At 29.3% G+C, this 23,684-nt stretch carries 24 protein-coding genes; 2 read left to right on the top strand and 22 right to left on the bottom strand.

Translation table 11 applies throughout. The features are described from left to right. Window positions 1-33 precede the first annotated feature (33 nt). The 22 genes from G507_RS0110095 to G507_RS0110200 form a co-directional block, all read right to left on the bottom strand. Window positions 34-1,056, bottom strand: coding sequence for a DUF2931 family protein (locus tag G507_RS0110095; RefSeq protein ID WP_245575616.1), 1,023 nt, complete (start codon window positions 1,054-1,056; stop codon window positions 34-36). 104 nt (window positions 1,057-1,160) lie between these two features. Beyond that, entirely contained in the window at window positions 1,161-1,649 is a 489-nt protein-coding gene (locus G507_RS0110100) for a hypothetical protein (RefSeq protein WP_157496577.1), read from the bottom strand. Window positions 1,650-1,831: 182 nt separating this feature from the next. Further along, complete coding sequence (locus tag G507_RS16820) at window positions 1,832-3,655, bottom strand: type VI secretion system Vgr family protein (RefSeq protein ID WP_051191600.1); 1,824 nt, start codon at window positions 3,653-3,655, stop codon at window positions 1,832-1,834. A gap of 196 nt (window positions 3,656-3,851) precedes the next feature. Continuing rightward, window positions 3,852-4,061: a hypothetical protein gene (locus G507_RS0110110; RefSeq protein WP_026717361.1), complete on the bottom strand. Its 210-nt coding sequence runs from the start codon at window positions 4,059-4,061 to the stop codon at window positions 3,852-3,854. Window positions 4,062-4,068: 7 nt separating this feature from the next. After that, complete coding sequence (locus G507_RS0110115) at window positions 4,069-4,389, bottom strand: tetratricopeptide repeat protein (RefSeq protein WP_026717362.1); 321 nt, start codon at window positions 4,387-4,389, stop codon at window positions 4,069-4,071. A 66-nt stretch (window positions 4,390-4,455) separates the two neighbouring features. Then, entirely contained in the window at window positions 4,456-5,265 is an 810-nt protein-coding gene (locus G507_RS0110120) for a hypothetical protein (RefSeq protein ID WP_026717363.1), read from the bottom strand. Further along, window positions 5,258-6,505, bottom strand: a complete 1,248-nt coding sequence (locus G507_RS17375; protein WP_051191602.1) for an SH3 domain-containing protein — start codon at window positions 6,503-6,505, stop codon at window positions 5,258-5,260. The genes G507_RS0110120 and G507_RS17375 overlap by 8 nt, the downstream gene beginning before the upstream one ends. Then, on the bottom strand, window positions 6,498-8,861 hold the full coding sequence (locus G507_RS17380; RefSeq protein ID WP_051191604.1) for a DUF5675 family protein: 2,364 nt from the start codon (window positions 8,859-8,861) through the stop codon (window positions 6,498-6,500). Before G507_RS17380 ends, G507_RS17375 begins: the two co-directional genes overlap by 8 nt. A gap of 11 nt (window positions 8,862-8,872) precedes the next feature. Next, a complete protein-coding gene (locus G507_RS0110135) occupies window positions 8,873-9,367 on the bottom strand; it encodes a DUF4280 domain-containing protein (RefSeq protein ID WP_026717365.1) in 495 nt (164 codons plus the stop codon). A 54-nt stretch (window positions 9,368-9,421) separates the two neighbouring features. After that, window positions 9,422-10,471, bottom strand: coding sequence for a hypothetical protein (locus tag G507_RS0110140; RefSeq protein ID WP_026717366.1), 1,050 nt, complete (start codon window positions 10,469-10,471; stop codon window positions 9,422-9,424). 185 nt (window positions 10,472-10,656) lie between these two features. After that, on the bottom strand, window positions 10,657-11,676 hold the full coding sequence (locus G507_RS0110145) for a DUF2931 family protein (RefSeq protein ID WP_051191605.1): 1,020 nt from the start codon (window positions 11,674-11,676) through the stop codon (window positions 10,657-10,659). Between the two features lie 55 nt (window positions 11,677-11,731). Further along, window positions 11,732-13,426 carry a T6SS phospholipase effector Tle1-like catalytic domain-containing protein gene (locus G507_RS0110150; protein WP_026717368.1) on the bottom strand — a complete coding sequence of 565 codons (1,695 nt, stop codon included), beginning with the start codon at window positions 13,424-13,426 and terminating at the stop codon, window positions 11,732-11,734. A gap of 2 nt (window positions 13,427-13,428) precedes the next feature. Next, window positions 13,429-14,199, bottom strand: a complete 771-nt coding sequence (locus G507_RS0110155) for a phage baseplate assembly protein V (protein WP_026717369.1) — start codon at window positions 14,197-14,199, stop codon at window positions 13,429-13,431. Window positions 14,200-14,379: 180 nt separating this feature from the next. Next, a complete protein-coding gene (locus G507_RS0110160; protein ID WP_026717370.1) occupies window positions 14,380-15,270 on the bottom strand; it encodes a contractile injection system protein, VgrG/Pvc8 family in 891 nt (296 codons plus the stop codon). A gap of 88 nt (window positions 15,271-15,358) precedes the next feature. Next, window positions 15,359-16,072 (bottom strand): tetratricopeptide repeat protein, encoded by a 714-nt coding sequence (locus G507_RS0110165; protein ID WP_026717371.1) that lies wholly within the window; start codon window positions 16,070-16,072, stop codon window positions 15,359-15,361. 210 nt (window positions 16,073-16,282) lie between these two features. Then, complete coding sequence (locus G507_RS16830) at window positions 16,283-16,852, bottom strand: hypothetical protein (protein WP_157496579.1); 570 nt, start codon at window positions 16,850-16,852, stop codon at window positions 16,283-16,285. 2 nt (window positions 16,853-16,854) lie between these two features. Further along, window positions 16,855-17,790: a polymorphic toxin type 23 domain-containing protein gene (locus G507_RS0110175; RefSeq protein WP_026717372.1), complete on the bottom strand. Its 936-nt coding sequence runs from the start codon at window positions 17,788-17,790 to the stop codon at window positions 16,855-16,857. 6 nt (window positions 17,791-17,796) lie between these two features. After that, window positions 17,797-18,192, bottom strand: coding sequence for a type VI secretion system tube protein TssD (gene tssD, locus G507_RS0110180; protein WP_026717373.1), 396 nt, complete (start codon window positions 18,190-18,192; stop codon window positions 17,797-17,799). A gap of 90 nt (window positions 18,193-18,282) precedes the next feature. Then, a complete protein-coding gene (gene tssD / locus G507_RS0110185) occupies window positions 18,283-18,669 on the bottom strand; it encodes a type VI secretion system tube protein TssD (RefSeq protein ID WP_026717374.1) in 387 nt (128 codons plus the stop codon). Between the two features lie 96 nt (window positions 18,670-18,765). Further along, entirely contained in the window at window positions 18,766-20,130 is a 1,365-nt protein-coding gene (locus tag G507_RS0110190; protein WP_026717375.1) for a DUF5458 family protein, read from the bottom strand. A gap of 11 nt (window positions 20,131-20,141) precedes the next feature. After that, on the bottom strand, window positions 20,142-20,606 hold the full coding sequence (locus G507_RS0110195) for a type VI secretion system contractile sheath small subunit (RefSeq protein ID WP_035666091.1): 465 nt from the start codon (window positions 20,604-20,606) through the stop codon (window positions 20,142-20,144). 35 nt (window positions 20,607-20,641) lie between these two features. Beyond that, window positions 20,642-21,532 carry a PKD domain-containing protein gene (locus tag G507_RS0110200; RefSeq protein ID WP_169627289.1) on the bottom strand — a complete coding sequence of 297 codons (891 nt, stop codon included), beginning with the start codon at window positions 21,530-21,532 and terminating at the stop codon, window positions 20,642-20,644. A 287-nt stretch (window positions 21,533-21,819) separates the two neighbouring features. Here G507_RS0110200 and G507_RS0110210 point away from each other — a divergent pair, with 287 nt between their 5' ends. Together G507_RS0110210 and G507_RS0110215 are read left to right on the top strand one after the other, a co-directional pair. Continuing rightward, complete coding sequence (locus G507_RS0110210) at window positions 21,820-22,566, top strand: electron transfer flavoprotein subunit beta/FixA family protein (RefSeq protein ID WP_026717378.1); 747 nt, start codon at window positions 21,820-21,822, stop codon at window positions 22,564-22,566. 56 nt (window positions 22,567-22,622) lie between these two features. Continuing rightward, the gene (locus tag G507_RS0110215; protein ID WP_026717379.1) at window positions 22,623-23,591 is read left to right on the top strand and encodes an electron transfer flavoprotein subunit alpha/FixB family protein; all 969 of its coding nucleotides are present in this window, start codon (window positions 22,623-22,625) and stop codon (window positions 23,589-23,591) included. Window positions 23,592-23,684: the final 93 nt, after the last annotated feature.

Raw genomic sequence — 23,684 nt, forward strand, 5'->3', positions numbered from 1 at the left:
TCCTGAATTATAAACATAAGTTTGTCCCATATATTAGTATTTTTTACGTGATTTAAAAACCTCTACTTTAGCCTTTAAGTTTACTCCAACTTCCTTACCATTGCCTTTTAACCAAGCTGTAACAAAAGTATTTGTTCTATTAACACGTAATTCTATTTCTGTTTCTCCTTGATAATTATCTTTATAAATTTCTGTAAAGGCATCAAAAATTTCTTTTTCATCAAACCAAATTGATCCACCATAATTCTGTCCTGTCTTATCTCTCCAACCAAAATTTATTTTTTTTGGAATTGCCCTTTTTGAAAATTCATTTTCAATTAAACTTTGATCAAATAGTTGTTCAAATTCTCCATTAAACATATCCATTCTTGTTATAAATATTGTGCCTTCATTTTGTATAACAAAAGTAGGTCTCCAAGAATATTTTTGTCTATATGTATCCCATAATCCAAAAGGAATAGGCTTGTTTTTGTTGGCTTCTCTTACTTCTGGAGGAACTATTTGTGGATTGTTCATAATTCTAGCAGCTTCATTTTTTTGATGCATTAGTTTTTCAAAACCATCTAATTTATCAATTTCTTCTTGCGGTATTATTACTTTTTTACCTTGATAACGTCCAATTTCTACTTGTTTACCTGAACCATGTAACCAAATATAAACTGCACCACCTGGTGCATAGCCCACAACTATAGAAGTGTAAGTTTCTTTTTCGTATTTTCCGTTTTTATTTAAAAAAACCAAGCTTTCTTGATATCCTTCTTTAAAATAGTGTACCATTTTTTCATAATCTATTTCTGTGTCGATTTCATAAACACAATCTTCGGCATAAGCAACCCATTGAACATGCAGTCTATTAGGTACCGCTTTTATTCCATCGCTCATACCTCCAGTACCTGGATCGCCCCAACCACCTTCACCGCTATCAGTACCTGCCTGAAGATCTACATAACCACCATCTGCCGATTCAAATCCTCCTCTATATACTTCGATTGGATAACCAATTGGACAAGTTGATCCATCTTGCCATCTAAATTTTTCTATTTGTGTTGTTTGCATATTTTGTTGTTGTGTTTGCTTGTTTTGGCAAGCAATTAGAAGCAATAACAAAATAGCTAAACACAAATTAGATACATAAAGTTTTATTAAAACTGGTTTTATAATCATTGACAAATTAGATATGTTACTAAACATGTTATAATTGTAAATACAATAGCACTTAAAAAAGTAAAAAGCATTAACTGGTCTTCGCTAAATCCTTTTTTTAAATTAGAATCAATAATTATTATTCCTACAAATGCAAGAAAAGTCACAAGTGCACCTAATGCCATAACTATAAATGCAACATACATATTATTACAAACATTTTCAGCATAAAATAGAGTAATTACCAAGTTAAAAACTCCTATTAAAACAGCAACTAAAATAGATTTTAGAAAAGAAAGTTTCTTTTTAATTATTTTGTTTGGTCTTACTAAATCTTCAACTGCACTTATTTCTTTTTGTATTACTTTTGAATCTTCTATCTCTATTACAGAATCTTGCGCTAAAAGATATAAATTATAAAAAGGAACAAATAATAAATACACCGGCTTTTTTATATCATTCATTCTTCCTATTCCAATAGATATTGTTATTACAATGAATATCAATTGACAAATATTTATGAGCAGGTACCAATCAATTAGAAACATAATTGAAGAAATACAAATGAAAACTAAGTAATTTATAATCAAAAAAGTCCAAAAATCAGATTTATTTGATTTTACAATATATTTATTAAAATTTTGCCAAATATTAATATATCGCTCATAGCTTTTTTTTAAATATTGTATCATCCTTTATTGACTTTAGCGTCAATTGCACCTAATATTTTAGCGACACCTGCACTTTTAAATAAAATATCTCCTTGTTCTGCTTTATGTGTTGTGGTTGCGGTTGTTTCTGTCAAATCACCAGCAATTTTAACCGTTTTATTTTCGTCAATATTTTGATTGTATGTTTTGGCAGATAATCTATGTAATTCTGTAATTGATAATGTATTGTTTGCTCCGACAGAAGTATCATTGTTGTTTTGAATACTAGTTGTCATATTATTTCCAACACTTATATCTAAATTTTCCCCAACACTTATGCTCATATTTTTCGGTGCATTTACACTAATATTTCCTTGTCCGTCCATCATCCATGTGTTGCCGCTTGGGTCTTCTATGAAGATACTTCCTTCTGCATCATTCATGATTATTTTTGTGCCGCTTCTACTTTGGATAACTTTTTTGTCATTCCCAGATGTAGCATAGCTTGAACTTTCATTTCCGTTGTACATGGTTCCTAAGACGAATGGTTTTTCGGCATTTCCTGCTTCAAAGGCTACTAATACTTCTTCTCCAATTTCTGGTATGAAATACATTCCTTTGCCTGATCCTGCATGTGGGTTTGTCATTCTAATCCAAGGTGTATTGTCTTCTTGCCATGCGAATTTTACTTGTACTCTTCCTAGTCCTGCCGGATCGTTGTTGTCTGTCACAATTGCGGTTTGTGTATCTGCATTTGGATGACTGTGGACATTCCCGTAAGGTGGTGCCATTACATCTTCTGGAACGGCTTGAAAACTGTTGTGATACGAGCCTGATTCTTCGCAAACATGTGTGATGTCGGTTATGATGTAACTTCCGAAATTTTGTTCTTGTAAGCCATCAATTAGGTTGCCGGTTAATGAAAAGGCTGGTTCTTGAATGGAAACTACATCTCCAATTCTAAGTCCTGTTTCATCACTGTCTCCTTTTGCGGTTACTAGATCGGCAGCTCTTGATTGTAATTGTGTCGTGACTCTATCAACTAAATGGGTTCTTGCACTTCCTTCTTCGATTGGATGTGTGTAGAGCATTGTCGCGTTATCTGGAAATAACTTTTTTGATCGCTCAAAAGCTACTTTTGCATAACCTTCTGGTTGGTAATTTATTTCTGATGTATTTGCTTTTTGGGTTTCAGCGCTGCTTGATTCATAGCCTAAATATTCCAATCCAAGTGGTTTGGTTCTCATTTCTATGTTGAAACTATGAAGCGAACGACCATATTCTAATGTAAAGTTTTTTGATGTTGGTTGTCCGAAAACTAATTCTTCTCCATTATAATAGAACCATTGTCCTTTCTTTTGGGCTAATCTTGCTACAAATCCAAAATCGCTTTCTCTGTATTGAACCGTGTAAGGCATTGAACTGTCATGATTAACTTTAACGGTGGGTTGCAGTTCTTTTTGACCATAATTTGAGGTTATTTGCTTAACAACATCGGACAAAGATTGGTCTGTATAAGAAACTGTTTTTGGAGTTCCTTCCATTACGATGGTTGGACTGTAGCCATTTATTATTATTCCACCTGCAGCTCCAGAAGTCCGTATCATTTGGGCTTCTGTAATTATTCCGTTAAAAATGAACGGTGAAGTAGTGGATAGGCTTGTTGGTGTAATTTCTATTTTGATGGGTTCTCCAATATAGCTTTGAGCTTTATCGATAGCTTGACTCACAAATTCTTTTGGCAAAGGTTGAAGTACTGAAAACGTATGGTGCGTATGCACTTTTTGTTGAATAACTAACTTGGAAAATCGCGTAAGTGTTTCTCCTCCAATAGTAATGCTGATTTTTGTACTGATTGCCATAAGAAATATTTTTTATTTACTTTTTAAAACATAAGTAGTAAATTTAGTAAAAATATTCTTTTGAAAGTGGATTTTAATGTGTTTTTATTTAGACGCTAAGATTTAACTTAGAGTTTTTGGAATGGCTGTGGAATTTCAATAAAACAGATTCTTTACAGTCCCTTTTTAGTAAATTTTTAATTGTAAAATTAAAATGCTAGTGAACTTTTACAAAAAAAAATATACTTGAACTATTTGGATAACGTAATTTAGTTTCCCCATCGTTATAAAATAAAATCTCAACCTCATCGATAGGTTTGTTTTCTAGGTTTAAAACCGTTCCTCTTATTTCATATTGAATGGTCTGTTTTTTGGTTGAAAAACAAGAAACAAAACTAGCAAATAATATTATTAAAAGCTTTTTCAATTTTTATTTATTTATTTCTCTCATAAACTCTTTGTGGTATTTTCTTAATGTCCTTGTTTTGAGATTTCATGAGTGAAATGTATTTTTGATAAGATACCTTTGCTTCTTTATTCTCATCATTTCCCCATTGTGCATCTGCTAAATTTAACCAAGCAACAACTCTGTTTGGATCTTTTTTAACAATTTTTTCCAAAAGAAATATTGCTTCATTATAATTTCCTAATTGCTCATAATTATAGGCAATATTATTAAAAATTTCTACATTTGAAATATTGAAATTCTTTGTTAAGTTTTGCGATTTTTCAATTACTGGAAAACTAATAAACAACTCCTCATTTGAAATAGTGTAAACTAAGTTACCAATGTCTTTTCCTTTATAATCTACAATTGTTGTTTAAGCCTTATAATTAATTGGTGAAAACAAAAATTTTTTATTAAAATTAATTGCTTCTAATGTTTCAAAATTTGTATTGCTTAATTTATAATCTTCAAAATAAATACGGTTTGATTTTATTCCTTCCCTTCCAAAAATTATACTTTCTTTATAAATAAGATATGTTTCTTTTTCGTGATAATATTTATAAGCTACCCGTTGTTTTGTTGAAGAAGCGGTATATTCATAAATTAAATAAAAAGTGTTTGGGTCAATAATTTTCAAAGAAGTATTAAGTGCCATTTCATTAATTATTAACCCTTGATACTCCTTTTGATTTATAAACAATGATGTTTTGTCAATTCTTATTGAATCTTTATTCTCTATTACATTATAGTTTTGATCTCTATCATTTAAAAGTAAATTATAGTCTACAAAAGAAAATACTTTATGCTTGTTCCCTCTATTGTATTCTAAAATTCCCCAATTATTCTTTAATGAATCTATTTTAATAGTTATATTTTCATTTTTAAAATAAACAGAATTTGTTTTTAATTTTATAATATTATTATCTAATTTTTGTAATATTTCTGAAAAATAAGCATTATTATCATCAGCAATACTATAAAAATCATCTTCTCCCATAGATTTTTTTAGAGAATCAATTGATTTGAGATTTGGTTTATAATAATATATTCCACTTTGCGTAATAGTAGTTTGATTATTTGTTACACTCTTATTTGCTTGCTCTTTTTCTTGTCCTTTGCAGGAAGTAAAAGTTATAAATATTGATAAATAAATAATTACTCTGTATTTTAATAAATTATTCACTAACTATTTTAGTTTTATATACATATCCTCTTTTACCTTCTTTTGTTTGCACTAACCACCAATTTCCTTTATCATATAAAACTTGAATTGTTTCGCCAGAAATTATTTTCTGTAAAATTTCAGACTTACTGTTTTCTTCTTTTCTTAAATTTGTATAACCATCTGGATCTTTAATTTTGTATTTTAATTCTGGTTTTGATTTTGTATTCATTAATTCTTTAATACATGTTTTATTTCTGTTTGTTTCATCTGGTAAAGATTTTACTTTATCAAATAAATCAATATCATTTATGTTTAATTCTTGCTTAACATTACAAACATAAATAAATGAGTCTTCTTGATTACTAGACTCAGTTTTATAAATAGTATTTATCAGATACCAATCATTATTTTTATATTCAATATAATATTCTGATTCTAAATAACCTCTGTCAGGGAATTTTGTTTTAATTACAAAGCCATTTTTATTTTTTTTAATATCCGTAATTTGGTTCCCACCATCTTCTGAAAAGTTAATTGTTTTTAATCTTAAAACATATTTGTTATTATTGTTAACAAATAAAAACAAATCATCACCTTGATATGGTTTTGAACTAACAATTTTATCTAAAACATTGTCATTATTAATGTCGATTTCTTTAACAAAATAATCATCATTGTTTTCATAGAAAGAAATGTTTTTTGTATTAACAATATCTTTATCTTTTACAGAAAAAACAGCGTTAAATAAATCATCTATAATTTTTCTTTTTGAAGAATTCAAATTAGAATTAAAAACATTATCCTTTTTTGGATATGGTGAATCAAAAAGAAAAAACAGAACAGATTTAGCTTTCATATCATCTAATTCATTAATTAAATAATATTTATTTTTTTCTTTTATATATCTTAATGATTTATATTGAAAATAATTTACTGCATCTGCATACCATTTACCATTATAACAAATAGAAATTATATTGTTTTCATATTTTTCATTTTTATTTAATAAATTAAACCAATAATCAATATAATTATTACTTTCTTTATATAGTTCACTTGGTTCATCTTTTTCTATATCCCATCCAAAATACTCATTAAATTGTTTAAACTCTTTTGGAAATTGATTTAAAAATTGAGATTCGTCTTTATTAATAAAACTCTCCTCTAGATTATTAATATTTATATCGGTTTGTGAAGAAGTTTTACAACTTACAAATAGAAATAAACTTAACAAATAAATAAATTTAATCTTATACATATGCTTCAGTAATTATTATTTTTGCACCATCTATTCCTTTTTCTTCAATAATGTCAAATATCTCTTTCAATTTTGCTTGACTTTGGCCTACAAAATCCTTAGATCTAGTAGTGCCAGGTAATAAACAACCTTCTGTGTCTTCTGCCTTATTTCCACCATGTATTAATATGGCTCTACTTTTTGATACTTGATTATTAAATAGTTTTAATCCTTTCTTTATTTTGGTGCCATAATGCCATTCTAAATTATATGTTCCAATTGGCACTCTTTGTTCAATTCCTGAAACTGTTGTATCAGGACCTTTTTCTTCAAGTATAAACCCTTTAACTTCTGAATCATCAATAGTAAATTCACCTATTGTTGAATTATTTGTTTGCCATTTCCTTTTTAATCTTATAGTTACACCAGTAGAATTTCCAACGCTTTTAACTCCACCGTTTTTGTTTATGCATATTTGTGGGTATTTAAAAATATTTTTTAAATTTAACACATAATTTCTCCTTTCAACAAGGCCATTAGACCCCCCATTGACTAGATAACTTATTATATCCACTCTATCATCATCCGCAATTAAACTTAAATCTACAGTGCCGTATTTTTTTGTTTCACCATCAATAATATATTTAATAGTTGTTTTAGGATAATCTGGTTTGTGAATTTTAACATAGGTAGGTGCTTTTTTAGGCCCTGTCCACCTTTGGCCAACACTTAAAACCTTACCCTGTTTCCAATACCAACCAGCTGAATCAAAAGCGTTTTTTAAATTATTTGCTATCAATTCATAATTTGTTACACAATCAACTTTACTATATGCTTTATAAATAACATAATTTGACTTCCAAGTAAGTTGCATTAAACCTCTACCTACATATGGTTTATATTCTCCATTTGTAGCATATTCTTTTGTAGTTCTAAACCTATCAGTTTCAAGATAGACTTGTGAGAGAAAGTGTATTTTTCTAATACAAGTATTAATTTTGTATTTATTAAAAATTTTATTTAATTCTGTATTAAATTTTTCAATTGTTTTATCTTGAGCATTTAGTTTACAATTATTGGCCCCAAACAGACTATAACCACTCGCTTTTTTAACACTTGTTTCACTATCTCTTAATTTTTTTATGATATCTGTTGTTTCTTGTAAAGTTAAGTCTCTATTACAATAACATTTTCCTTTCTCTTTTTTAGGCTCTTCGGGCTTTTTACCTTCCTTAACTGCCGTTACAGTCTTATTTTCAGAAATATCAACTTTAAACTCAGAAATATCTACATCAACAGTTTTGCTTACAATATGTGTTTTTGTTTCTAAAACTTCTACATCTACAAATAGTTCTTGTTCACTGCCTTCTAGATCCCAAGAAGTTCCTCCTAAACTTGCAGGTATTGTGCTTAATAAAATATCTTTTTTATGAACGTCTGATTTAATTGTGATTTTTTCGTTTACTAATAAGTCATTTGAAAAAGTATCCTCTTCCATTACTTTAAAACGAACGGTTTTACCTATCAAACCAGAAGAGTAAATTGTGGCTGAAAGCTTTTTTGAGCCGTTTTTAACTAAGGTTACTTTGCTAATTCCTGATGCAGTTGCTGGTTTTGGTGTTCCTGCTTTTGCTTTGTATGGTTGAACCGGTTTTGGTTTGGGTGGTTGTTGTCCTTTTATAACTTTTGTAGTTTCATCTTTTCTTACTTCTACGTGTTTTGGGTTTGCCACATTTATATTATCACTTGATGCTTTTAAACTTCCTAAATGATAGGCTGTAACATAAAATTCGTGTTGACTTCCTTCAGATTTGTTATAGGCATTGGCAATTTTTTCGAAATCGGGTTCTAATAAAAAATTTGCCATAGCAATCCCATTACTTCCTACTTGTACATTTCTTTTCTTTAATAGATTTTTTTCATTAATAGAATTATGTCCTTTTCCGTTTGCATCGTCTTCATATAAAGATAATTCTAAATATTCGCTTTGCATTCCGACTGTTTGAACTTTTACGTCTAAAGTGCTTCCGTAGGCTATTTTTTTTGATTTACTTGAAACTTCAATTGAAGATATTTCTTTTTTTTCGGAACCAATTACTGTAACTTTTAATCCTGTGCTTATTTCTGCATCATATACGTAGGCTACAATTAAGTACGATTTACCAATTGCTGCTTCTTGAAATCTAATTTTTCCTTCTGTTTTTTCTAATATCTTATTTGGAACTCCATTGTTTAAATAATAAACTGCCCATTTTACATTAGCTTCCTTTCGTTCAGAAGTTGGTGTGTCTGAATACCATTCTTTAACAGTATAAGTTTGCCACTCATTGACTTTTAATTCTGTTGCTCCTGATATGCTTTTTACACCTTTTTTCACGATTTCTATTTTTATTCTACTTCAATGCCTTGTTTTTGGTCCTCATCTTGTTTAAATCCACTCATATCTGCCGCTGGATTTACATCATTTGCTGTATCTTCATCTGTATTATTAGCATCTTGACTACTAGCAGCTCCTTTTTGTCCATGTTTATCTATTGTAATGCAATCTGGACCACCAATTGGACAAGTTGCTTTACTTTCTTCTGTAAGGATTTGTCCTTTATTAGAAAGCGTTACGTTTTTATAAAAATTAGACCATTGTGTTATCGTAGCCATACAAGGTAAAAAGTCACTACTTGTGGGTTGCAGCTTGCATTTTCCAAAAGTGTTTTTCTCTAATGTTTGTCCGATTTCTTTTGTTGTTGCAATTAGCTTTTCTGAACCATCCGCATCATTTGCATAATGCTTTTTTTGAGACAATACTTGAACTTTATCTAACTTTGGTTCAACGCTAAATTTGCACTTTACTGTTGCACCATGCACCACTATATGTTTATCGCTCATAAGATATTGTATGACAAATTGTTGTAGCTAATTTACTAAATTGTTTGATGTGTTTCACATTTCAATTAAAATTATTGATAAATTAATTTTTTTAGGGTTTTCTAAAAGTAAATCACAAGATAAAGTAACACTTTCTATGATTTTTGATTCTGGATTTAATAAATATTTTGCATCAAAATTACCTTCTACTAAATTATTTGTTTCACTTTCCATAAAAAAAGGGTCATCCAAATTAGAATCAAAGTCTAATTGGGTTCTTTTGTCTATTGATTTCCCTGAAATTTCAATTTCGACTTTGTTATCATCTGATAAAAAAGGATTTACACTTTGCTTAACTACAAAATCAATGTTTTTAATTTTTGAAATTACTGGAAAACAATAATTAAATTCTATGAAATGAGTTGAAGTGTAATTAGTGTATAACTTATAGAAATAAGTGTTTATAAACGTTTCTTTAAAAAGCATCTTTTCTAAAACTATTTTATCTGTAATATTTTTTTCATAATATTTTATGTAATTCTCTATAACTTCTCCTTCATATTTTTCTTGAAGTTCTGTTTTTAAAGTAGACCAATTTTTAAGAATTTCGTTATGATTTGTTATTTCAAGAAGTTCCCCTTTTTCTGAAATCAACAACTGAAGTGGATAAAACACTTGATCCAATTCTTCCAAGAGATTATACAAAATTGTATCTAAACTTGAATCCTTTTTTCTGTCAAGCTTATTAATATCGAATACAAAATTGACACCGCTATTTTTAATAAATATAATTTCAGTTTTAAACTTTAAAGTGTAAGTATTAGATTTTGAGACAATTTCTTTTTCGACTTGATATAAAAGTACTTTTTTAGATGGTTTTAAACTTAAATGTGAGTCATAATCAAAATTAACTTTTGGTGTATGTTCTAATTCTTTAATGTTTATTGATAAAGGAACGTAAAGTTCTTTTAAATTGCTGGGAAAAGTTGTTCCGATATAATTATCTTCATCAGCAAATATATTGTGAAAACCAGCAACCTCAATTGGTGTTTTATTTAGTTCTTTTGATATACTAATTAAGGTATCTTTTTCTTTTAAGCTGTATGTGTTGTATTTAGTTTTCATTAAAAAAATCAAAATATAAATTTAAAGATAAAACTAATAATTTTAATTGTAGCTATAATTTTATTTTTATGGTTGTTATAACTATTTTAATTAAAAATAATATAACTATTTTTTATAGGATTAACCATTGAGTATTTCTCTAATTTATTATATTTTACTAAATAAATGTTTCATTAAACCTTACTTTAAAAATCTTTATACGATTCCCTGTAACGCATTACACTATTAGGATAAATACGAATACTTTTTACAGGAAAAGGTTCACCATTTACTTTAATTTCGAGTTTGGTGTTGTCTTCATTGATAGTAATATTAAAAGTAGTATCTCCTCCTTGTGTTTTTAGAAATTCATTAGTTTTATCCCAATCAAAAAATAATTTGGCTTGGTAACGCTCTTTTGCACTGGTTTCCCAAAATAAGGTTGTCATTTCTGGTATAGCTTTTTCTTTCATAACTGAGTTTAGTAACATAGGTCTCAAAATGTTTTCTCTTTCACCATTAAAATATTCATTTGCTATTTGAAAAAGTTTAAAGCCTTTATTTTCTGAAGATATTTTGTAATCCCAATTGTATCTAAGACGATAATTATCCCATTTTTCAGGCGAAGGATTATCAAGATGCATAATTTCAATTAATTCTTTGTGTGTATCTGGATGAATTCTATAAGTACTTAAATATTTTTCTTCACATTCTTTTACTCTTTCTTTATCTGTAATTTCTTTGGCTTGAAAACGACCTAATTCTATTCTACTAGCTCCATATCCTAACCAAACTACTACCATTCCTTGAGGAGCAAAACCAAAAATCAAGTCACTAAATGGCTCATAATAATAACGCAAAGGTTCGTAATGTTTATTAAATTCATCTTTAGTAATAAATTCTTTAACCGGTTCTTCACTAAATTCGTCATTTGAGGGATAACAACGATTCGTCATTTCTTTAATGTTAGTAACATCAAAATCTTCATTTATTTCATAATATTTATTCTCGTATAAAGAGTAATAAGTAATTTCAAAACCTATAGGCATTCCTTTTTGAGCTGTCCACATTTTGCCACTACTACCCCAAGAACCACTACTACTGCCATAAGGCAAACCAGCAGGATTACCTTCTAGAGTTTTAATATAATCGAATATGGGGGTTATACGATATATTTTATCTGGATGTGAAATTTCGGTTCTAAACTCAGGAATTTCTTGTTTCATTTGGCATTGAACATTTAATTGTGAAAATAAAAACAGTAGTACTATCTTTTTTAAATTACCCATTGTGTATTTCTCTTTTACGTTTACTTTGCGCTAGTGGACCTGCTTTTCTTGCAGACAATCCAAATAAGTTACTTTTTACCGACCAATGCAAATATTCGTTACGTAATTTTTTCAAATCGGTTACATCTAAATAATTAGAATATTGAATAGCCTTTAAACCTTCTGCATATTTTAGAGACAACTCTTTTTTATAAGCGTTTAATGTTTTTTGATCATATTTTTTAAAGTAACTATCTCTATTATCGTTACAAGCTTTAACATATTGTTTTAATTGATTGTAAATTTTATTTATAAATGCATCGTTTATTTTATATCCTAAGAGGATAGAATCATCATACTTAACATTATACTCTTTAGACTTATTAATCATAAGGTCTAGTGGAATTTTATCGTACGTATTAAAGAGTATTCTTCTTCCTACTAGGCCATAATTGTATTGATTTTCATATCCTTTTGTTTTTGGGTCAAAATTTTTCTCATAAAAAAATTCGTTTGTTAGTTGGGTAGCGATATACCATCCCTCGTCGACAACAATTTTTTTAAAGGAATTATATCTTTGCTCTCTGCTCATTTTTGCTACTTTTCTATCCTCTACACTATCTACTGCTAGTATATTATCTAAAACAGATAGTTCTTTCATGTTATTAAGATAAGAACCTCCAATATCTGAATGTACTCCTGGTAATTTTATTTCTAAACCACTTAAACCACACGAATTAATATTTGATAAATCAAAGTTTTCTCTATATTCATCCTCTGAGGCTATATGGTAGACGTAATTTGCTTTTGAAACACTATTTAATTTTAAATCTCTCACATCATTACCATGGTAAAAACCATCAGATGCCACCGTATCATATATCCCTACGAAATTATATATTATTTTTTTTATTTTCATTCCTTGATAAACTAAACAAGCCCCAAAATACCCATATTTATCTATGAAAGAGGTATTCTCTACTGTTATATCAAATTGATGAATGGTATCATTAAAAAAATAATCCGGAAAAATATGATATTTTGTATTTTTATCATCAATTTTCTTTTTTCTTCCATACTTGGCAGTTTTATTAGCAACATGTAAAAAATGTCTTGCTGCGGCTGCTCCACGACTAAAACCATAAACATTTACATATAAATAATCTATTTCTTTACTTGCAAATCCTTTTTTCTTCATTTGTATAGCTGAATCTAAACATCCTTTTGTTACTTTTGCTTTAGTCCCAGTATCTCCCATTCCGGTTGCTACACCAGGAAATTTTGTATCTTTTTTTAAGTCCTCCGTTCCTATACCTTCTATGTAAACTGCTACTTGGTTTTCTGCATCTGGATTTATTGCGTCAAATAAACGGGCAACATTTGTATAATCGTTTTCATAACTGTCGTCGTTTTTGTTGCCTGTTTTTTTATATGTTGCATGATTTTTAGAATTGGTGCTTCTTGCTTCTGTATTGGTTTTATTATTTTGTGTACCATCAAAAAACAAATTTAACCTTACATTGATGCTATTCGATAATAAATCTTCTTTGTTTGGAGCTTCGTAATTATCTTCAATAATTCCATCTTCGTTTCCTTGCCACTGATTTGTTGTAGGTGAATTAAATTGATAATTACCGTCATTAGCCGACAAATTCATACTTGTAGAAGTATTTTTGAGTTCTCCTCCAGTTATTCTAGTTATACTCATAACTAATATAAATTAGATTTTTCGCCACTATTTTTCAAAATAGATTTCGAAGCATTAATTTCAATGCTTTTTTCTGTCGTACTAAATAGAGCAGATTTGGAAATTTCATTTCTTTCGGATGTTTCAGACTCTCTATTTCCTTTTACAATTTCTAATAAACTTCCCATAACGTTTAATAAATAATTTTTTCCAATATTAATATTATGAAAAGCTCCAACCATAAGGTTTTTATTTTCACCAGCCATTTCAGAAATGTCTTGACCTGCATCTATAGATAGATTTTGCCCTACACTTATGCTCATGTTTTTTCCAGCAGTAATGCTAATATCATTCGGTGCATTTACACTAATATTTCCTTGTCCGTCCATCATCCATGTGTTACCACTTGGGTCTTCTATAAAAATACTACCTTGAGCATCATTCATAATTATTTTTGTCCCGCTTCTACTTTGTATTACTTTATTATCATTTCCTGATGTAGCATAACTGGAACTTTCACTTCCGTTATACATCGTTCCTAAAACGAATGGTTTTTCTGCATTTCCTGCTTCGAAAGCTACTAGTACTTCTTCTCCAATTTCTGGTATGAAGTACATTCCTTTGCCTGATCCTGCATGTGGATTTGTCATTCGAATCCAAGGAGTGTTGTCTTCTTGCCATGCGAATTTTACTTGAACTCTTCCTAATCCTGCTGGATCGTTGTTGTCTGTCACAATTGCGGTTTGTGTATCTGCATTTGGATGACTGTGGACATTCCCGTAAGGTGGTGCCATTACATCTTCTGGAACCGCTTGAAAACTGTTGTGATACGAACCCGATTCTTCACAAACATGCGTGATATCTGTTATGATGTAACTTCCGAAGTTTTGTTCTTGTAAGCCATCAATTAGGTTTCCGGTTAATGAAAATGCTGGTTCTTGGATGGAAACTACATCTCCAATTCTTAGTCCTGTTTAATCACTGTCTCCTTTTGCCGTTACTAAATCTGCAGCTCGTGATTGCAATTGTGTCGTGACTCTATCTACTAAATGGGTTCTTGCACTTCCTTCTTCAATTGGATGTGTGTAGAGCATTGTCGCGTTATCTGGAAATAGTTTTTTTGATCGCTCAAAAGCTACTTTTGCATAGCCTTCTGGTTGATAATTTATTTCTGATGTATTTGCTTTTTGGGTTTCAGCGCTGCTTGATTCATAGCCTAAATATTCCAATCCAAGTGGTTTGGTTCTCATTTCTATGTTGAAACTATGAAGCGAACGACCATATTCTAATGTAAAGTTTTTTGATGTTGGTTGTCCGAAAACTAATTCTTCACCATTATAATAGAACCATTGGCCTTTCTTTTGCGCTAATCTTGCTACAAATCCAAAATCGCTTTCTCTGTATTGAACAGTATAAGGCATCGAGCTGTCATTGTTAATTTTAACAGTTGGTTGCAGTTCTTTCTGACTATAGTTTGAGGTGATTTTCTTAACAACATCGGATAACGATTGGTCTGTGTAAGAAACTGTTTTTGGAGTTCCTTCCATTACGATGGTTGGACTGTAGCCATTTATTATTATTCCACCTGCAGCTCCAGAAGTCCGTATCATTTGGGCTTCTGTAATTATTCCGTTAAAAATGAACGGTGAAGTAGTGGATAGGCTTGTTGGTGTAATTTCTATTTTGATGGGTTCTCCAATATAGCTTTGAGCTTTATCGATAGCTTGACTCACAAATTCTTTTGGCAAAGGTTGAAGTACTGAAAACGTATGGTGCGTATGCACTTTTTGTTGAATAACTAACTTGGAAAATCGCGTAAGTGTTTCTCCTCCAATAGTAATGCTGATTTTTGTACTGATTGCCATAAGAAATATTTTTAGTAGTGTTAACGAAATATTGTACTTAATTACCTATGTAAATCTAATAAAAAAAAATAATAAAAATCAATAAAAATTAATCTTTAAGAGTTAATAATCTTTCAGATGCTAGTATGTAATTAGGTTGAATTTGTAATGAATTATTGTAATCCTCAATTGCTTTATTTTTTTTCCCTAATTTTAAGTATAAATCTCCTCGCCCGACATATATCATGGCACTTTTAGGTTCTGCATTTATTGCTTTTTCAAGTTCAATTAATGATTCATTTTCTTTATTTTTATTTGCCAAAACAATTGCTTTCAAATAATAAGAAAGACTCCAATTAGTGTCTAGGTTTATTAATGCTTCAGCTAATAGTAATGCTTCATCATATTTTCCCATTTCAGCTAACAAACCTGCTTTACTGATATAGAACCATTTATTTTGAGGTAATAATTTTATGGCTTCAGAGAATAAATTTAATGCGTTTTCATAGTCATCTAATCTAATAGACATCTTAGCTTTAAAATTTTTAACATCTGCGTTATTTGGTAAAATACTATCTAATTTATTTGCTAAAAACAATGCTTCACTATAATTTTTTTGTCTTACTTGACTTGAAATTTGTGAATTTATATCCTTTGCGACCTGAGGAAAATTACTAATTCGTTCTTTTAGTGCATTATTATCTTCAATTAATTCTTTTTTAAAAGCATCATCAAAATCTTTAAATTCCATAGTTTGACCATAAAATTTTTGACTAGATACTAGTAATATAAAAATAGTTAAATATGAGAATGGATTTTTCATTATTTTATTTTGAGAGTTTTAAAAAAAACAGTCTTAGGAATTATTTTAAATTTTAAAGTTAAACTTATTTCTGATAATATTTAGTAATTGTAAATAAAATAAGATACTTTATTTGTCACTCAGACATATAATTTTAATTGCATTTTTCTTGTGGTTAAAATAATTTGGACTATCAAAATTCAAGACTAAACTTAAAACGCATTTTGTAAACTACCAATTTGGTTCTAACTCATCAGCTTTTTTATAAGGAACAAAATTATAGGTTCTTTTATTATAATCATTAAAATATTTATCTTTAAATTTACCTCTACCATTAATAGTTCCACTTACAATTATTAATTTATCATTTTCTAAATAACCATATAAATAATTAAATTGCCTTATTACAGTAGTTACGCTTTGAATAACAATTTTATTGCCTTGTAATTTATAATATCCTTGAGAAAGTGTGTATTCGTTTTTGCCTTTACCATATTTTTTGATCTGTTCTTTCATTAAATCTAAATATTCTTGAGAAGCCTTTAATGAATCTACTAAAATTAAATTAGATTGACCAGTTTTGTAAAATTTATATATTTCATATTTTTCAGGCTTTATTGAATCATTATTTCTTCTAGACCAAGAATTTCCTAAAACATAAAACCCATCAGTTCTCAATAATGAATTTTGATTTAATGTAAAGTTTTTATCATAAAATGTAAAATCATTTTTATCATAAAATTTTGGACCACATGAAATTAAGACTAAAACAAAAAATAAATATGAAAAAAAGTATTTCACGTTTAAAATTGTTTTTCTAAAGTAGTATTGTATTGAATTTCCCAATAATTGGGTCTTTCAGACGGAATGAGGTGGAAATTTATTACTCTGTGAATTAAATCTTGAGAGAACATATTGCTCTGTCCAATATTATTTAAACCAAAATTTCCTTGTGGTGTTTTTAACCTAAATGAAGTTCTTCCTTGATTTAGATCAAATGAATGGGCTTGAGATGACCAATCTGCTTTATTACGATAAGTATCTAAAAAATTTTGATCAACTTCAGAAGCAGTTGCAGGTGTATAATTTGACACTCTGTTTTTTAATCTATCTAAAAATTTTGGATTATTTTTTTTAAATTGGCTTAGGTTATCATCTGCTGTATTACTATCTATAAGACTTTCACTATCAGTGTCAGCCGTAAAAACATCACTTGCGATAATTAATTGATAATTGTTATTATTGTTTCCTATTGTAACGTTTCCTCCACCAGTCCACCAACGGTCAAAACCATCACTTAAACCAATTTTTTTTGCACCTTGAAAATCATTGTAAGTTTGAAAGCTAAAATCATTAGATCTCAATTGCAGAAAGGCTACTTGCTGATTTCTATTGTTATTGTTAAAGATAAAGTTTGTCCCTATTGTTGCAGAAAATTTTCTGTTATCTTCTAATCCAGAGCCACTATTAAGGTGTAAAGGATTTATAGTTATTGGACCTCCTAAGGTTGAGCTTCCACCTGTTAATTTAGCAGTTACGACAGTATCTATATTAAAGGAATTATTATTAGACAAAGAACCTAATCCACCATTATAAAAATTAACAGCAACATTTGCTCCAGGAGAAAAATTTTGAAAATTTCTAGTCACACCAACACCTGCAGTACCAGACATGTATGTCTTTGGTCCTCCAAAATGAATGCTTAGACCCATGAAAAAATTTGCTTCTAATTCGTCCATTGTTGTTTAGAATTTCAATGGCCAGTTTCGTGTAAATTTTGAACCATTCATGATTACTTCTTTTGCAGAAACAATTATCTCAACACTCATTGAAGTATTACTTTGAGCTAAAAAAGATTCGTCATAACCTATACAATACCCTTCATTAAATTGAAGCTCTCTCATTTTTGAAATAGCGTCTCTTCTATAAAAAGTTACTTTCCCATTTTTTGTTTGATTATTACTAATCATCCAATCAAATAGCATAGTACTTTTGGTAGACTCTAATATAAGTCTAAATCTACCACCATTTGGGTCTGCAGAAGGTTTACCGCTTTTGTCGATTTCTTGACCAACAGAAAACTGAAACTCTAACACATTCATAACTTCCCCGTCTATCTCAAGTTTTGCTAAAAAAGACATATCTACACAATTAAGGTTATTAAACAGAAATAATAATTAATGACAAAGAGCAATAATACTCTTTGTCATTAATTTAATGCAATTATAAAACTATACCCATTCGTTGATGTGCTCACCACCACCCATTGAAATTTCTTTCGCAGAAATAGTAAAAGTCTCAACTAAAGGATTTGTTCCTGTAGCATCAAATGTTTCTTTGTACTTAATTAAATAACCTTCTTTGAAGTTAAGTTCTTTTAATTTAGCATCAGTATCACGTTTTACATACTGAATAGAACCATCTTTTCTTTCGAAATTGTTAGTCATCCACTCAAAAAAGAATGAATCACCAGTAGATTCTACAGTTAAATAAATAGTTCCTCCTCTTGTTACAGAAGATGGTCTTCCACTAGCGTCTACTTCTTGATGTAAATCATAAGAAGCATTTAAAATATTTAATTCTTTTCCGCCAACTTTTAATTTCGATTTAAATGACATAATTTTATTTTTAAAGGGTTAAAATTCAAATAGTAATGAGCTAATTTATAAAAAAAATATTTATTAAATGTAAAAAAAATATTATTTTTTTTGCATCTATGATTCAGAATATTCTGTATCCCAGTCATTTCCGTCATCTCCTTTTTGACCATCCATTTTGATTAAGAAGTTTTTTGCAGGAAAATAAGGCTTTAAGCGTATGTCTAAGAATATTCTGTCTTTCTGATTTGGGTCTTGTTCGAATCTTTTTATTTCAAAATCTTCGATTAATTTATCTGGGCCAGCTACATTATCTAAGAATTTTACTATCTGATTTAATATTTCTTTTCTTGTTTTTGCATTAAAATTCTCAAAAGCTCTTCTATTTAAGAAATCCATTAATACTTTTGTTACATAATCAAATACACGAACTACAGAATAAGTTTGCAAACCTAAATTATCACCATTAAACAATGTTTTTCCAGAGAAAGCCATTACTTTACCATATTCATTTACCATAGGAATTAAACCTAAGTTTTCAAGGTTAGCAATTTCACTTTTCTTTAAATCAAATTTAACACCATCAACTTCATTAATTCCACCAAACTTCTTACCCGCAGTTACTTGCGACATCAAAGTATTATAAACTTTTCCTGCTAAAGCCATTGAAGGCGGAATATATAAATTATCTTCTTCGTCAATTTCGTCATGCTTTCCTCTACCAACCAACCAGTTACAAGCCATCATTACGTTTGAACGATATGTGTCTCCTCCTGTTAAATTTGCAGATTCAAACATCTCCATAACATCATCCGGTTCGTCTAAGTGTTGAAAATCTGTAACTAACATCACTTTATTTTCATAAGCAATTTTAGCCCATTTTTCAATAACTTTATTTGAACCCAAATAACCCGGAATAACTAATAATGAATAATTTTGTCTTAAGTCTAATCTATCAAAACCTTGAACTAATTCTTCTTCTATATTGTCAATAAATCTTGAATTGTCTAAATCTTTTAATTGATCTAATTCGGCATTCATTATAGATATATTCTTAATTTTACTTTCTTCAGTATTCTTGTAAAAAAGTGAAATTGATCTATAATTACCTTCTAATTCATGCGTTTCTTCGACTGCTATTTTTAAGTTTTTCTTAAGCGTTTTACTTGCTTCTTCTGACTTAACAGTAGATTCATTTACTAAATCCACTAAATTATCAGAAGATTTTAGTGAATCAGCCCAAAGTTTTAAAACTTTTTTCAAAGTTTCTCTTTCAGCTTTCTTATTAGATTCTGTTAAGAAAATATTTTTTCTAGCTTTTCTTTCTGGATTTAAGTTTTGAACACCTTCAATAGATCCTTCTAATAAATCAAAACCTCCAAATTGAATGAATTTTTCTAAACTCGCTTCAATAGAATGTGATTTTTTATCATTTTCTTTATTTGCATTTGCTGCAGCTTTACTATTCTCTTGATTTGCCATAATATATATTCTTATTTGTCAGATTGATCAATTTCAGAAATCAATGTTTCTAAAGTTTCTATAATAGATTTTTTTGCTTCAGGATCTTGTAAAGCTAATTTTAAAACTTTATTAGTTTTTAATTGCTTAATCATTTTTTGATACTGCTCGGTTTTAGTTTTTAAATCGGTAAGAAATGCGCTTTGTTGTGTTATTCCATTAATAGAGAAATCTCCAACATTTTTAAACTTCAATTCTTCTTTGATGTTTTGCCCGGCTTCATCTTCAAAAGTTACATTTACTTTTGGATCAAAATGTTCAAAAACTTCATCCATATTTTTTAAACCAGTAACTATTTCTGGTTTTACTGGAGTTGTTGGCGTCAATTTTTGTGCAATTAAAGTTCTGTTTTGAGGGATTTCAAGAATTCCTTCTTGACCTTCAACTCTAACTTCATTACCACCAATACCATAACTGTTTGAAAATGTTTTTGCCATAATATATTTATTTAGTTCTTTAAATTATTATTGTTTTAGAAAAAAGTTTTCAGCTTGTAATAAACTAATATTAAAACAATACATTTATTTTTTTCTTTATTAATCTTAACCTCTTTTATTTTTATTTTTTTATCTACTACTGAATCATAAAACTCTCTTAGTGTAATATATTTAGAAGCATCATTTACTTGTATTAATGGAAGCTTATCTGCGCAAAAATTATTTTTAAAACTTTCATAAGACAATTTGCCATCAGAAATAATATAAATTAATTCTGTTAATTCAACTTCATTGATTGCCTTTATAACTTCTACCTCTGGGGTTTCCAATATTTCAACAATCACTTCTGGAACATTTTCAACTTTAGTATTTGTTTTTACTTTTCTAACTGTTTTTTTTACCTCCGGCATTACTACAACAACATCCTTAAATTTGACATTCTTCTTGTTACCATTTACAACTATAGATACTGTTTTGACCCCTGTTGTTTTATATACATATGAAGGATTTTTTACTTTACTATCTATTACATCTGTTTCACCAAACCTCCATTCCCAAGTTGTTCCGTTTTCTGTTTTGTCCGAAAATTTTATTTTTTGACCTAAATATACCTTACTCGGTACGAAAAAATCAATATCAAGTTTCTTTTCAACAACAATATTCTTGGGTAAAATCTTAATATTCTTCTCAATAACACAAGAATTATTTATTAATAATTTAACCTTATAAATTCCATGTTTTTTAAAGACGTGTACCACTTTTGATTTATATGAAATATCGCTTCCATCTCCAAAATACCACCTCCAAGAATAAGAATTGTCAGAATTGTCAGAAAAAGTCAATAACTCTCCTTCTTCTAAAGCAATACCTTCAATATTGAAATCTTCTATGTTACATTCTTCTTTTTCACTATTTTTAAAAGCCAATAAACCACATGAAAAAACAAACAATAAAGCAAAAAAGATAATTACATTGCTATCAAAGTGTGTTTTAATTTGATTCTGGTTGTTCATATCAATGATTAATTCTTACAAATATTTTTATCAAATATATAAAAAAAAATATTTATTATACTCTTTTTTTTCTAACTTAAAATATTTTAGAAATATCTTTTTGATTAAAAATCAAAAATTAACAAAATTTAATATGCGTGCATAGTATTTTTTAAACATTTTTTTGTATTTTCGTGCCATAAATATTCAAATTAGATAAGATGAAAATATTAGTTTGCATCAGCAATGTGCCTGATACTACTTCGAAAATTAATTTCACAAATGGCGATACTGAATTTGACACAAATGGAGTTCAGTTCGTAATTAATCCAAACGATGAGTTTGGTTTAACTAGAGCCGTTTGGTTTAAAGAACAACAAAGCGCAACTGTAACGGTTGTTAGTGTTGGATTAGCTGATTCTGAAGCTACCCTAAGAAAAGCATTAGCCATTGGTGCAGATGATGCTATTCGTATAAATGCAAACCCAACAGACGGAACATTTGTTGCAAAACAATTAGCGGAAATTGCAAAACAAGGTAATTATGACCTAATTATTGCCGGAAAAGAATCTTTAGATTACAATGGTGGAATGGTTCCTGGTATGTTATCTGCTTCACTAGGTTATAACTTTATAAACTCTTGCATTAGCCTAACGATTGATGGAAATAACGCAACAGCTCAAAGAGAAATTGATGGTGGTAAAGAAACACTTTCTGCTACATTACCTTTAGTCGTTGGTGGCCAAAAAGGTTTAGTGGAAGAAAAAGACCTTCGTATTCCAAATATGAGAGGAATTATGCAAGCTCGATCTAAAGTAATCACAGTTGTGGAACCAACTAACAATGAAACAGCAACTAAAGCTGTGAAATTTGAAAAACCAGCAGCAAAATCAGCTGTAAAATTAGTTAGTGCAGACAACTTAGACGAATTAGTAAACTTACTACATAACGAAGCAAAAGTTATTTAATAACAAATTTCGAAATCTTTAAATTATTAAATTTTTCAATCTTTAAATCAAAAATTATGTCATTATTAATATACGCAGAATCTGCAGATGGAAAATTCAAAAAAGTTGCTTTTGAATTAGCTTCTTACGCAAAAAAAGTTGCAGATTCATTAGGAACAACCGTTACTGCTGTAACAATCAACACTAGTTCAACAGCTGAATTAGCAAATTATGGAGTAGATAAAGTATTAAAAGTAAACAATGATTCTTTATCAAAGTTTAATGCAAAAGCTTACGCTGATGTAGTAAAACAAGCTGCAGAAAAAGAAGGAAGTAAAGTAATTGTGCTTTCTTCAACAACAGATAGTTTATATCTTGCTCCATTAGTTGCAACTTATTTAGACGCTGGATTTGCTTCTAACGTAGTTGCTTTACCAATAAGCACAAGTCCTTTTCAAGTAAAACGTACTGCTTTTTCAAACAAAGCATTTAATTTTACAGAAATTTCAACTGATGTTAAAGTATTAGCTCTAGCAAAAAACTCTTTCGGTTTAGTTGAGACTAGTTCCTCTCTTACTGAAGAAGATTTTACCCCAACGTTAAATGATGCAGATTTCTCTGTAAAAGTTGAAAGCGTTGAAAAAGTAACCGGAAAAGTAACAATCGCTGATGCTGAAATTGTTGTTTCTGCTGGTCGTGGACTAAAAGGTCCAGAAAACTGGGGAATGATTGAAGAGTTAGCTTCTGTTCTTGGAGCAGCAACAGCTTGTTCTAAGCCAGTTTCTGACATTGGCTGGAGACCTCACAGCGAACACGTTGGACAAACAGGAAAACCTGTAGCCGCAAATTTATACATCGCAATCGGAATTTCTGGTGCTATTCAACATATTGCTGGTATTAACTCCTCAAAAGTAAAAGTTGTAATTAACACAGATGCAGATGCTCCTTTCTTTAAAGTTGCTGATTATGGTATAGTTGGAGACGCTTTTGAAGTAGTTCCAAAATTGATCGAAAAACTAAAAGCTTTCAAGGCTGCAAACGCTTAAAAAGTTTGTTCAAAAATAAATTATATTAAAATTAGAGTTATCTTTGTTTAGATAGCTCTTTTTTTTATTTTTGGACTCTCGCTGAAAAAGTTC

The sequence above is a fragment of the Flavobacterium gelidilacus DSM 15343 genome (assembly GCF_000422685.1).
GTDB lineage: Bacteria > Bacteroidota > Bacteroidia > Flavobacteriales > Flavobacteriaceae > Flavobacterium > Flavobacterium gelidilacus.